This window comes from Streptomyces sp. NPDC003036, assembly GCF_040611175.1.
GTDB lineage: Bacteria > Actinomycetota > Actinomycetes > Streptomycetales > Streptomycetaceae > Streptomyces.
The window spans coordinates 54895-67295 of record NZ_JBEXNO010000029.1; the positions used below are offsets into that span (position 1 = coordinate 54895).

General features: G+C 71.0%; 11 protein-coding genes. 3 read left to right on the forward strand and 8 right to left on the reverse strand.

Annotation, left to right across the window (positions count from 1 at the left end; all coding sequences use genetic code 11):
• Positions 1-37: 37 nt before the first annotated feature.
• The gene (locus ABZX67_RS21795) at positions 38-3022 is read right to left on the reverse strand and encodes a UPF0182 family protein (protein WP_355362669.1); all 2985 of its coding nucleotides are present in this window, start codon (positions 3020-3022) and stop codon (positions 38-40) included.
• 137 nt (positions 3023-3159) lie between these two features.
• Between ABZX67_RS21795 and ABZX67_RS21800 the strand changes: the two genes are divergently transcribed.
• Positions 3160-3717 (forward strand): PPA1309 family protein, encoded by a 558-nt coding sequence (locus tag ABZX67_RS21800; protein ID WP_355362607.1) that lies wholly within the window; start codon positions 3160-3162, stop codon positions 3715-3717.
• Positions 3718-3823: 106 nt separating this feature from the next.
• Here the strand turns inward: ABZX67_RS21800 and ABZX67_RS21805 are convergent, their stop codons facing one another.
• The 4 genes from ABZX67_RS21805 to ABZX67_RS21820 all read right to left on the reverse strand — a co-directional run bounded on the left by ABZX67_RS21805 (position 3824) and on the right by ABZX67_RS21820 (position 6997).
• On the reverse strand, positions 3824-4912 hold the full coding sequence (locus ABZX67_RS21805; protein WP_355362609.1) for a PDZ domain-containing protein: 1089 nt from the start codon (positions 4910-4912) through the stop codon (positions 3824-3826).
• A gap of 71 nt (positions 4913-4983) precedes the next feature.
• Positions 4984-5154, reverse strand: coding sequence for a hypothetical protein (locus ABZX67_RS21810; RefSeq protein WP_355362611.1), 171 nt, complete (start codon positions 5152-5154; stop codon positions 4984-4986).
• 146 nt (positions 5155-5300) lie between these two features.
• Positions 5301-5762 (reverse strand): molybdenum cofactor biosynthesis protein MoaE, encoded by a 462-nt coding sequence (locus ABZX67_RS21815; protein WP_355362613.1) that lies wholly within the window; start codon positions 5760-5762, stop codon positions 5301-5303.
• A 122-nt stretch (positions 5763-5884) separates the two neighbouring features.
• Entirely contained in the window at positions 5885-6997 is a 1113-nt protein-coding gene (locus tag ABZX67_RS21820) for an SDR family oxidoreductase (RefSeq protein WP_355362615.1), read from the reverse strand.
• 189 nt (positions 6998-7186) lie between these two features.
• Between ABZX67_RS21820 and ABZX67_RS21825 the strand changes: the two genes are divergently transcribed.
• Complete coding sequence (locus ABZX67_RS21825) at positions 7187-8614, forward strand: zinc-dependent metalloprotease (protein ID WP_355362617.1); 1428 nt, start codon at positions 7187-7189, stop codon at positions 8612-8614.
• The gene (locus ABZX67_RS21830; RefSeq protein WP_355362619.1) at positions 8611-9123 is read left to right on the forward strand and encodes an NUDIX hydrolase; all 513 of its coding nucleotides are present in this window, start codon (positions 8611-8613) and stop codon (positions 9121-9123) included. Before ABZX67_RS21825 ends, ABZX67_RS21830 begins: the two co-directional genes overlap by 4 nt.
• Positions 9124-9177: 54 nt before the next feature.
• Here the strand turns inward: ABZX67_RS21830 and ABZX67_RS21835 are convergent, their stop codons facing one another.
• The 3 genes from ABZX67_RS21835 to ABZX67_RS21845 are packed head-to-tail and all read right to left on the reverse strand — an operon-like array spanning position 9178 to position 12338.
• Positions 9178-9933, reverse strand: coding sequence for an AIM24 family protein (locus ABZX67_RS21835; RefSeq protein ID WP_355362621.1), 756 nt, complete (start codon positions 9931-9933; stop codon positions 9178-9180).
• A gap of 19 nt (positions 9934-9952) precedes the next feature.
• Entirely contained in the window at positions 9953-10633 is a 681-nt protein-coding gene (locus tag ABZX67_RS21840) for an AIM24 family protein (protein ID WP_355362622.1), read from the reverse strand.
• 13 nt (positions 10634-10646) lie between these two features.
• Complete coding sequence (locus ABZX67_RS21845) at positions 10647-12338, reverse strand: TerD family protein (RefSeq protein WP_355362624.1); 1692 nt, start codon at positions 12336-12338, stop codon at positions 10647-10649.
• Positions 12339-12401 lie beyond the last annotated feature (63 nt).

Below are 12401 nucleotides of genomic sequence, written 5' to 3' on the forward strand. Positions count from 1 at the left end.
TCGGTGAAACCACAGTATCACGACGCGGGGCGGGCTCTTAGCCTGCGGGTTTCTGGTCGGCGGGCTTCTGGTCCGCGGGCTTTCCGTCGGCGGGCTTCTGGTCCGCGGGCTTTCCGTCGGCCGGCTTCTGGTCCGCCGGCTTCTGGTCGGCCTTGGCCGCCGCGTCCGCCGCCGCCGCGCGCCGCAGCGCGTCCGCGAGGGCCTCCTGGGCCTTGCCGTACGCCGTCCAGTCGCCCTTCTTCAGCGCCTCCTCGCCGTCCGTGAACGCCTTCTGCGCGTCCGCGATGGCCTGCTTCAGCGCCGCGTCACCGGTGGCCGGCGGCTTGGTGGTGTCGCCGGGCGGGGGCGGCGTGGTGGGCGTCTCGCCCTCCACCCCGAAGACCGCGTTCAGCGCCTTGCCGAGGTTGTCCTCGAACACCGTGGTGTCCTTGGTGGTGTCGCCCTCCGGCTGGTCCGCGTCGACGTACGACACGGCCACCTTCTTCAGCAGCGGGTAGAGCGCGTTGCGGCCCTGCGCGTACACCGGCTCGACGTACAGGAACCCGCCGTCGAGCGGCACCGTCAGCAGGTTGCCGTACTGGATGTCGGAGTCCGCGCCCTTCATGTCGCGGACGAACTGGGCGACGGACGGCAGACCGTTGAGCTTGCTCTGCACCTGCGCCGGTCCCGGCACGTCCTGCGTCACCCGCAGCAGCCTTATCCGGCCGTACTCCTTGCTGTTGGCATCGGCGTCGACCGCCATGAAGCCGCCCAGGTTGGGCCGCCCGTTGGGGGTGAACGTCGTCGTCAGCGAGAAGCGCTGCGCCGTGTCGCCCGGCATCTTCATGCTCAGGTAGTACGGCGGAACGGCGTTGCCGTTCTTGTTGGTCGGGTCGTCCGGCACCTGCCAGGCGTCACTGCCGCTGTAGAACTGCGCGGGGTCCTTGACGTGGTAGCGGGTGAGCAGCTCGCGCTGGACCTTGAACATGTCCTGCGGGTAGCGCAGGTGCTCCTTGAGGTCCGGCTTGATGGCGTCCTTCGGCAGGACGGTCCCCGGGAACGCCTTCATCCAGGTCTTCAGGACCGGGTCCTCGGTGTCCCACTGGTACAGCTTCACCGTGCCGTCGTAGGCGTCGACGGTGGCCTTCACCGAGTTGCGGATGTAGTTGACCTGGTTCTGCTGGGCGACCACCGCGCGGGTCTCGTTGCCGGCGGTCAGCGAGTCCGTGGTCGTCGCCCCCAGCGTCGTACGGGACGCGTACGGGTAGCCGTTCGTCGTCGTGTAGGCGTCGACGATCCACTGGATGCGGCCGCCGACGACCGCCGGGTAGGCGTCACCGTCGATGGTCAGCCACGGGGCGACCGCCTCGACGCGCTGCTTGGGCGTGCGGTTGTAGAGGATCCGCGAACCGTCGCCGATGGCTCCGGAGTAGAGGATCTGCGGCTCGCTGAAGGCCACCGCGTACGCCGCCCGGTTGAAGGTGTTCTCGAGGCTGACGCCGCTCTTGCCCTTGTAGCTGGTGGTCTTCTCGCCGTTCTGCTCGTAGTCGAGCTCCTTCTGCGGGCCGCCGACGATCGAGTACTGCTCGGTCTTCTCGCCGTAGTAGATCCGCTGCTCGTACGTCTTGAGCTGGCCCGAGGTGGGCAGACCGGCCTCGGTGAAGATGGGCGAGCCGTTGGCGTCCGTCCCCGTGCCCGTGGCCATGATCGCGCCGTAGCCGTGGGTGTACGTGAAGTGGTCGTTGATCCAGTTCCGCTTCGGGATGCCGCGGATGTTGAGCTCGCGCAGACCGACGACCGTGTCCTTGCCCTGGTACCGGTCGACGTCGAGGGTGGTCGGGAACTGGTAGTACTTCCGGCGCTGTTCGAGCTGCTGGAAGGTGGGCGAGACGATGTTCGGGTCCACCACGCGGTAGCTGGCGGCCGAGTCGGCGTCGCTGCGCAGCCGGTCCTTGGCCTTGACGGTGGACTTGCCGGAGTAGTTCTCCGGCTCCGCCTCGTCGATGTCGTACGCCTTGCGCGTCGCCTCGATGTTCTTGGCGATGTACGGGGCTTCCTTGGCCTGCTCGTTCGGCTGGACCTGGAACTTCTGCACGATCGCCGGGTACAGCCCGCCGATCAGGATCGCCGACAGCACCATCAGGCCGAAGCCGATGACGGGCAGCTGCCAGGTGCGGCGCCAGAGGGTCGCGAAGAACAGCACGGCGCAGATGACGGCGATGCAGAAGAGGATCGTCTTGGCCGGCAGGTAGGCGTTGGCGTCGACGTACCGCAGGCCCGTCCAGTTGCCGGTCGCCTTGAAGTCACTGGACTTCACGGCGAGGCCGTACCGGTCGAGCCAGTACGCCACGGCCTTGAGCGAGACGAAGACGCCGAGCAGGACGGAGAGGTGGCCGGTGGCGGCCGCGGTGGCACGCGCGCCGGGGCTGGTGATGCGCAGCCCGCCGTACAGGTAGTGCGTCAGGGCCGCGGCGATCAGCGACAGCACGGTGGCGGCGAAGCCGAAGCCGAGCAGGAACCGGTACCAGGGCAGGTCGAACGTGAAGAAGGAGACGTCCAGCCCGAACTGCGGGTCCTTCTGGCCGAACGACACGCCGTTCACCCACATCAGCCAGGTGCGCCACTGGCCGGAGGCGGAGGCGCCGGCGATCAGCCCGACGAGGGCGGTGATCGCCAGGAGCACCCACTTCTTGTAGGGCGCCACGCCCATCCGGTAGCGGTCCAGGCTCTGCTGCTCCAGCGACATGGCGCTGAGCGGCGGGCGCAGCCGGTGGGCGAGCCAGATGTTCAGCCCGACGGCGGTCGCCATGAGCAGGCCGAAGACGGCGAACAAGCCGATCTTGGTCCACAGGGTGGTGGTGAAGACGGAGGAGTAGTGGAGCGACCGGTACCAGAGCCAGTCCGTCCAGAACCCGGCGAACATGACGAAGAGCATGGCCAGCACGGCCAGCACCCCCAGCGTCATGAGCAGGGTGCGGGCCCGCCGGGACGGCCGGCCGACTCTGATCCGTGGCCCGGTCGGGCCTCCGCCGCGGTCCGGCATCTGGAAAGCCAACGTACGCCCCTCGAAGTTCGCGGTCGTGTCTGAGCGGGCCCAGTGAGCGTAGGGCCCACTGATGCAACTTACTCAGGCTTTACCTAGTTCCCGTATCCGGGTGGAAAGGAGGCAGGATATTGCCCATGTCCAACGTTTCTCCCTCCGGCCCCCCGATGGCCGCCAGTCCACTCACCCGCGCGGTGCTCGAAATCGACGAGTACGCGTCCGGCCTCGGCTGGGACCAGCCGGCCCGGCTCTTCGCCCTCGTCGACACCGCGCAGCTGCGCTCCCAGGAGCCGGGGCTGGCGTCCCAGCTCGGTCTCGACGCCGACGAGGCCGCCGCGCCGCTCACCCCGATCGAGCAGGACGAGATCCCCGCCGACCGGCCCCTCGACGAGTTCCTCGCCACGATCGCCTGGCCGGAGGCGGTCGCCGGGTGCGCGATGACGGTGGAGCGGCTGATGCTGCCGCCGTCCGCCGAGGCGTCCGTGCCGGAGGGCCTCGACGAGGCGGCGCTGGCGAAGTGGGTCGGCGACCACCCGGACCGCCAGGAGGTCCGGATGACGGTGGCCGTGCTGCGCAACGGCGCCCGGGAGTCGGCGCTGCGGCTGCGCGAGAAGGACTCCCCGACGGAGGTCCTCACCGGCGCCGACCTGGTCCCGGGCCTGGCGGAGGCGCTGTCGGCGACGTTCGAGGGCTGAGGACGCGCAGGTACGGGCCCGAGGGGCGGGTACGGGCCCGGGGGCGGGGGGCCGCCCGGGCTCCCCGCGGCTCCGGGTCTTTACGGCGTGAAGAGGCTGTGGGGCCTTACGACGCCGAGCAGCTCGGGAGGCCGGCGGTGTCGCCCTTGCGGACCTTGTCCAGGGCCTTCACCGCGCCATCGATCGTCTCCACCTTGATCAGGGTGAGGCCCTCGGGCGTGTCCGAGGCCGCCGCGGCGCAGTTGTCGGCGGGCGTCAGGAAGTAGCGGGCGCCCGCGTTCCGCGCGCCGACCAGCTTCATCTCGATGCCGCCGATCGGGCCGACCTTGCCCTTGTCGTCGATGGTGCCCGTGCCGGCGACGAAGGTGCCGCCCGTCAGGTCACCCGGCGTCAGCTTGTCGAGGATGCCCAGCGAGAACATCAGGCCCGCGCTGGGGCCGCCCACGTCGGCGAGGGAGATGTCGATGGGGAACGGGAACGCGTGATCGACGCCCGCCTGGATGCCGACGATCGCCCGGTCGCCCTCGGCGGACTTCTTCGTGGTGATCGTGAGCTGCTCGGTGGCGGTGGGCTCCCGGCCCGCCTTCTCCGCCGCGGCCGCCGCCTTGGCCGGGACGATGGTGAAGACGACCTTCTCGCCCGGCTTGTGCTTGGTCACCAGCTTCGCGACGTCCTGCGGCTCCTTGACGGCCGTGCCGTCCACCGCCTTGATCACGTCGCCGGCGTGGAGCGCGCTCTCGGCGGGACTGCCCTTCTGGACGGAGGAGACCACGACCCGCGAGGCCACCGGGATGCCGAGCTGCCCGAGCGCGGCCACCTTGGCGCTCTCCTGGGACTGGCTGAACTCCTCGGCGTTCTCCTGGGTGGACTGCTCCTCGGTCTTGCCGTTCGGGTAGAGGGTCTCGTGCGGCACCACGACGCTGTCGTGGGCGAGCCATCCGTACACGGCTTCGACCAGGTTCATCCTGTAGTCCGCACCGGTGACCCTGACCGTCGTCATATTGAGGTGCCCGGACGCCGGGTACGTCTTGTGGCCGGAGATCTGCAGCACCGGCTCGCCGCCGGACTCACCGAGCGTGTTGACCGTCGGTCCCGGGCTCATCTCGGAGTACGGCACCTTGATGAACACACCCGCGCAGAGCAGCCCGATGAGGATGAGGGTCGAAGCGAGCATCGTCGCAGTGCGGCGTGGCATGGAACGACAGTACGGGACGCGTCTGTCAGTACACCCCTGGGGCCGGTCCGTACGGGGTGACTCCCGGGCCCTCAGGCGGGACCGCCGCGGGAGTGGGACTTCTCCATCGCGTCACGGAAGCGGGCGTACCCCGCGAGCTCGGCCACGTCCTCCGTGGTACGGGTGCGCGAGGCCCAGCTCCCCCATATCGCGGCACCGACGGCAGCGAACAGCGGAATCAGCAACCACGCCAGTACTGCCATCGCGACCTCCCGTCCCCATGAGCGAACGCCACCGGCTCATACGCCACTGGCTGATCAGCAGATTAACCATCCGCCGTTTCAACGCTCGTGCCCGGGGTGCGGTTACGCAAATCGGACGATCGTCCCACCCGACCGGCGCCAGAGGCTCAGCAGGCCCCTACCCACTCCTCCGTCCCGTCCGAGAAGCGCTGGTGCTTCCATATCGGCACCTCGTGCTTGAGGTCGTCGATCAGCTTGCGGCAGGCCGCGAAGGCCTCCGCGCGGTGCGGGCACGACACGCCCACGACCACCGCCAGGTCCCCGACGGCCAGGTCTCCCACGCGGTGCACGGCGGCCAGGGCGCGGACCGGGAACTCCGCGACGACCTTCTCGGCGACCCGGCGCAGCTCGGCCTCGGCGCTCGGGTGGCTGGAGTACCCGAGGGAGTCGACGTCGGTGCCGCCGTCGTGGTTGCGCACGGTGCCCACGAAGAGCGCGGTGCCGCCGGCCGCGTCGTCACCGACGGCCGTGAAGACCTCGTCCAGGGACAGCGGGGTGTCGCGGATCTCCAGCAGCCGGATCGGGTCCGCCGCCGCGTGCTCGCCGGGGTGGTCGTACGTGGGTGCCATGCCGCCCATCGTGCCGTACGGCACTGACATCACGGAATAGCGTTTTCGCCCGGCCCGTCCCCGCGCGCGTTGGAGCCTTCTACAGCTCGGCCGCCCGCGCGGGCCGGGCCTCGGGCCGCCGGCTACAGACCACGGCGCCTGCGGGCGCGCCGTACCAGGGCCGCCGTGCCGAGCAGGGCCACCGTCGCACCGGCCGCGCCCGCCGCGGTGGCGTCCTTGCGGCCGAGGCGGCGGCCGGCGACCGTGTGGCGGCCCTGGACCTCCTCCAGGAGCGCCGCGAGGACCTCCTCATTGGTCCACCGCGGCCGCCAGCCGGCGTCGTGCAGCCTCCCGACGCTCACCACCCACGGGTGCATCGTGTACGCCAGGTCACCGGCCGGCGACGGCGTGAGGCCGATCCGGTGCAGTCGCGCCGCCGCGCCGAGGGCCACGGCGGAGGGGAGCTCCATGCGGCGGATGCCGCTGAGCTCCTCGACCTCCTCCTGCTCCAGCCAGCCGTCGCAGCCGACGGCGAAGTCCCCCTCGACCTTCTCCAGGGCGGCGTACTCCAGCGCACTGACCAGGTCTTCGACGTGGCAGAACTGCCAGGTCGGGTGGGATCCGGCCACCACGAGCAGGCGCGGCGACTCGAAGTAGCGGGTCAGCGCCGTGTCCGTACCGCCGCCGACCAGGACCGTGGGGCGCACGACCGTGACGTTCAGTCCGGGGTGCGCGCGGGGTGCCCGGCGCGCGAGGCGCTCGATCTCCAGGAGGTCCCCCACCCCGGTGGCCTCGGCGGTCGCCCGCAGCTCGGCGTCCTCGGAGAGCGGGACGTCGTTGTCGGGCAGGGCCCCGTAGACCATGGCCGACGTGCACAGGACCACCCGGTGGACCCCCGCGGCCGCGGCCGCGGTCAGCACGGTCTGGGTGCCCCGGACGTTGTACGCCGTACGGGCGGCCGCGTCGGTCTCCAGGTCGAGGTCGAGAGCGAGGTGCACCACGACGTCCGCGCCCCGCAGTTTCTCGGCGATGGCCGGGTCCCGTACGTCCAGGATGTTCCAGTGCGCCTCGGCGACCTCGCCTCGGCGCTCGTCGATGGCGATGACCTGCTTGACCTCCTCGGACCCGACGAGGCGCCGGGTCAGCAGGTCACCGACGCCGGACGCGGCACCGGTGACCGCGACGACGGGGCGGCGGGCGGCGGACTGGGTTGAGAGGTTTCGCGCTGCGCGAACCTGCGGATCTGGGGAACTCACCGGGCGTCTCCAGCGGTTGTCTTCAGTACGTACGCGAATGACGCGTACGTACCAGGTGGCGTCCATCCTGCCGCAGGCCAGGACTCAGCGGAGCACCGAGCCCATGTCCGGCTCGGATGTCTACGCTGGTGGTGTTGTCGGGCAGCCGCCGCCGGCAGAAGCCGGCGGCCCTACGAGCCGAGGAAACCCGTGAGTGACACCCCATTCGGATTCGGCCTTCCGCCGGAGGAGCCGGAGGACGGCGACGAGGGCAAGAAGAAGCCCTCCGAAGGTGACAAGGGTGCCGGTGGTGCCGGTGGCAACCCCTTCGGGTTCGGCGGTCTGCCGGGCGGCATGGGCGGCGCGGACAACCCGTTCGCCGCGATGTTCGGCTCGCTGAACCCGAACGACCTGGGGGCGGCCTTCCAGCAGCTCGGCCAGATGCTGAGCTACGAGGGCGGTCCCGTCAACTGGGACATGGCCAAGCAGATCGCGCGCCAGACCGTCTCCCAGGGCACCTCGGACGGCACCAAGGACTCCAGCGTGGGTCCGGCCGAGCGCGCCGCGGTCGAGGAGGCCGTGCGCCTGGCGGACCTGTGGCTGGACGGCGTGACGTCCCTGCCGTCCGGTGCGCACACGGCCGTCGCGTGGAGCCGCGCGGAGTGGGTCGAGGCGACGCTCCCCGCCTGGCAGCAGCTGGTGGACCCGGTAGCCGAGCGGGTCGGCGCGGCCATGGGCGACGTCCTCCCCGAGGAGATGCAGGCCATGGCCGGGCCGCTGCTCGGCATGATGCGCTCCATGGGCGGCGCCATGTTCGGTCAGCAGATCGGTCAGGCCGTGGGCGTGCTGGCGGGCGAAGTGGTCGGCTCGACCGACATCGGCCTCCCCCTGGGCCCGGCCGGCAAGGCCGCGCTGCTCCCCCTGAACATGGAGGCGTTCGGCAAGGACCTGGGCGTCCCGAAGGACGAGGTGCGGCTGTACCTGGCGCTGCGGGAGGCCGCCCACCAGCGGCTCTTCGCGCACGTGCCGTGGCTGCGCTCGCACCTGTTCGGCGCGGTCGAGGGGTACGCACGCGGGATCAAGGTCGACACGTCCAAGCTGGAGGACGCGGTCAGCGGACTCGACCCGTCCAACCCGGAGCAGCTCCAGGAAGCGCTCCAGCAGGGCATGTTCCAGCCCGAGGACACGGCCGAGCAGAAGGCCGCGCTGGCCCGCCTGGAGACGGCGCTGGCGCTGGTCGAGGGCTGGGTGGACGCCGTGGTGCACGAGGCCGCGAAGTCCCGGCTGACGTCGGCGGCCGCGCTGCGCGAGACGCTGCGCCGACGGCGGGCCTCGGGCGGTCCGGCCGAGCAGACCTTCGCCACGCTGATCGGCCTGGAGCTGCGCCCCCGCCGCCTGCGGGACGCCTCCCGGCTGTGGGCGTCGCTGACGGACGCGCGGGGCGTGGACGGCCGCGACGACCTGTGGCAGCACCCGGACATGCTGCCGACGGCGTCCGACCTGGACGACCCGGACGGCTTCGTCCACCGCGAGCACCTGGACTTCTCGGAGCTCGACAAGATGCTCGGCGAGGCCGCGGGCAACCAGGACCGGCCCAAGGGGCCCCAGGGCGACGACGAGGACGACACCGACAAGTGAGCCTGCACGACGACGCCGTCCTCGTACTGAAGGCGTACGAGGACCAGCCCGAGCTGCGACAGCTCTATCTGGACCACCTGGCGGCGCACCCGGACGGCATGTGGAAGGCGTGCGAGGCCGGGCACCTGACGGCGAGCGCGCTGGTGGTCGATCCTGAGCGCGGCCGGGTGCTGCTGACCCTGCACAAGAAGCTGGGCATGTGGCTGCAGATGGGCGGCCACTGCGAGCCCGGCGACGAGACGGTGGCCGGGGCGGCGCTGCGGGAGGCGACGGAGGAGTCCGGGATCCCGGGGCTCACACTGCGCCCGGGCGGGCCGGTCCGGCTGGACCGGCACCCGATTCCCGCGCCCTGCCACTGGCATCTGGACGTCCAGTACGTGGCGGTCGCGCCGCCGGACGCGGTGGAGGCGATCAGCGACGAGTCGCTGGACCTGCGCTGGTTCGCGTACGACGAGGTGGCGGCGGTGGCCGACGGCTCGGTCGTACGGCTGGTGGAAGCGGCACGCTGACCTTCGGGTAAGGGGCGGTCGCCATTGGCGGCCGCCCCTTACCCGCCGCGGCGCTCAGTTCCAGGCGTTGTTCTGGTTCTGGGCGTGCGCACCGTGCTGGCCCACGCCGAACTGCGCGGCGACGCCCTGCCCGATCTGGGCCGCCTGCGGCGGCATGACCTCGCTGGGCTGGACGAGCACGAAGCCCTGCCCCAGGAAGCTGAGCTCCCAGCCCTCCCCCGTGGTGCCGCGGCGGCGGCGCACGCTGGAGGAGTGGGTCTGGGCCTGCATCTGGACGCGCAGCGACGACGACCAGGCGACGATCGCGTCGGAGTCGACGCTGACGTACTTCTCGGGCGTGACGTGCATCATCAGCGGCTGCCCCGACGTCATCAGGGCGACCTGGCCGCGGCCGGAGATGTTGAGCTGGTACTTGCCGGAGCCGGAGATGCCGTACTGGCTGTCCACGGCGATGACCTCGGTGTGCAGCGTGGAGTCGAGCGCCAGCACATAGGCGCTGTCCACGGTCATGCCCTCTTGGTCCACGTCCACGACGTGGATGTACTGCGCCAGGTTGGCGAAGTAGACGGTGCCCTGGCCGGAGCAGCGCATCAGGTCCAGGCCCTCACCGGTGTTGGCATGGGCGCGGCGCTGCGTCTGGTTCTGGATCTCGCCGTCGAAGTCGATCAGGCCCTGGTAGGCGACCATGGCCCCCTTGCGGGCGAGGACGTCGTCGTGGCCGGTGAGCGCCACCCGCAGCAGCTGCGGGTTCTGGACGGCGTACCGGTCCTGGGTCTGCTGTTCCGTGTAGCTGAAAAGCGGGCTCTGCATGGTGTGTTCTCGCTCCCCCTCAGCCCCGGATCCGCAGGCGGTCGGTGCTGTCCTCGCTCGGCTGTACGACGACGATGCCCTGGCCGGAGAAGGCCATCTGGTACGCCTCCCCGCTGCCCCGCCCGATCAGGGAGGAGGCCTTGAAGCTGCGCTTGCCCTTCACCTTGAGCGTCGGCGACCAGGCGACGAGCGCGTCGGGATCGACGTAGGTCTCGTCCTCGCCGCGGCCGCAGTCGACCACCACCGGGGTGCCGCGCGAGGTGAGGGCGACCCAGCCGGTGCCGGCGATCTGTACGTTCCACAGGCCCTGTCCGGCGAACTTGGCCAGGCCCTTCACCCTCTCGGCGCCCCACTGGAGGTGCGCGTCGAAGGCCAGCACATTGGTGCCGTTGACGGAGATCGCGTCGTTGTCGAGGTTGATGACGACGACGTCGGCGCCGTAGTCGGCGAGGTACAGCAGGCCGTCGCCGGAGCACTTCATGATCGGCGCGCCTTCGCCGGTGATCCACTGGGAGGCGATCTGGCGGACGGCGGGCGGGTTCGGCTCGTACTGGACGAAGCCCTCGTAGGACACCATCGAGCCGGTGCGCGCGTACAGGTCCTGGCCGGAGGCCATGGCCACCTTGAGCATGTGGCGGCCGTGGTTCTCCATCCGGGCCGCGACGGGGGTGGGGGCGTAGCCCGCGAGTTGCTGGTTCATTCTTCGGGCTCCCTCAGACCTCGTACGGCTGGACGACGATGAAGTTGCCGGGGGCGCCCCGGAACTGCAGGTTGACGGTCTCCCCGCTGTGGCCGGGGTAGGCGTTGCGGCGCAGCCGGACCTGGCTGGAGAGGATCACCTGGGACGCGGACGACCAGGCGACGACGGCGTTGCAGTCGGCGAAGGTGGTCGGCGTGACGGGGAGGACGACGGGGACGCCGTGCGTCTTGACGACGACCGTGCCCGTGCCGGTGAACTGCATGGTGAACAGCGCACCGCCCGGAATGCCGTGGCCCTCGATGCGGCGCACCTCGTACTGGAGCGACTCGTCGAACGCGAGGACGTTCTCGGCGGAGACGCAGATGCCGTCGCCCTGGAGCTCGATGGGGTGCAGGTGGGCGCCGTTCTCGGCGAGGAAGACCTGGCCGCGGCCGGTGCAGCGCATGAGCTGCATCTCCTGGCCGGTGGCGTTGCCGACGATGCGGCCGGAGAAGCCCGCGCCCTTGTACCCGAACTCGACCTTGCCCTGGTACATGACCATGCTGCCCTGGCGGGCGAGGACGGGCATGCCGCCCATGGCGAGGTCCACCCGCATGAGCTGCTGGTTCTGCGGGGTCCAGCGCTGACCGGTGGGGGTTTCGCGGTACTTCTGGAGCGCCGCCTCCAGTCCGGCGCCGACGCCCGGCGACGCCATGCCGACGGGCGGCTGCTGGCCGTACTGAGGCTGGCCGTAGGCGGGCTGGCCGTACTGCTGTTGGCCGTACGGGGCCGGGGCCGGGGTGTGGGCCGGAGCCTGCTGGCCGTACGGGGCCGGGGCCTGCTGGCCGTACGGCGGGGTCTGGCCGGGGACCTGGCCCTGGCCGAAGTGCGGCTGCTGCGGCGACTGTCCGTACGGGAACGGCCCGGGCGGCGGGGTCGGCGCGACCGGCGGGGCCATCGGTGCGGCCATGGTGGGGGCGGCGTGCACGGGCTGCGCCGGGGGCTCCGGGGCGGGCGCGGGCACCGGGGCCGGTGCCGCGGGGGCGACCGGCGCGCCGAACGACGGTGCCGGCTGCGGCGGCTGAGCCTGCGGCTGGGCAGGCGGTGCAGGGGGTGCGGAAGCGGCCGGTGCGGCGAAGGCGGGCGGGGCGAACCCCGGCGCCGCGGTCTGCGGCGGCTGCGGGGCGGCCGGCTCCTCCTCGGCGACCTCGCCGCCGAAGTTCTTGAGCAGCGCCTCCAGGCCGCCGTCGAAGCCCTGGCCGACGGCGGCGAACCGCCAGACGTCCTTGCGGTAGAAGTCGCCAAGCATGACCGCGCGCTCGGTGCTGAACTCGGCGCCCGTGAAGGCGTACCGGGCCACTTCCTCGCCGCCCGCGACGATGCGGATGTACCCGGGCCCGACCTGGGACATCTGCCCGGCGCCGTCGATCGTCGCGGTGAAGGAAAGCTTGTGGATGTTCGCGGGGACGCGGTCGAGCGTGACCCGGAAGGACTCGGTGTCACCGGCCTGCGGGCCCAGCAGTTGGATGGACTCCTCGGGCGACTTCGGCTGGTTGAAGAAGATGAAATACCGGTCGTCGGAGAGCCGTTCGTCGGCGTCGAGGCCGAAACAGCTGATGTCGAAGGTCAGACCGGGCGCCGCGATCTGCACGCCCACGTACAGATCGGTCCCGGGTGTCAGGTCACTGATCTTGGCCTTGTGGCCGCGTTGGAATTCCCTGGCCATGCGTAACGACCGTCCCCCATCCCGAAACGTGAATCCGTCGCGCCAGGCTAACGGCTCCCGACG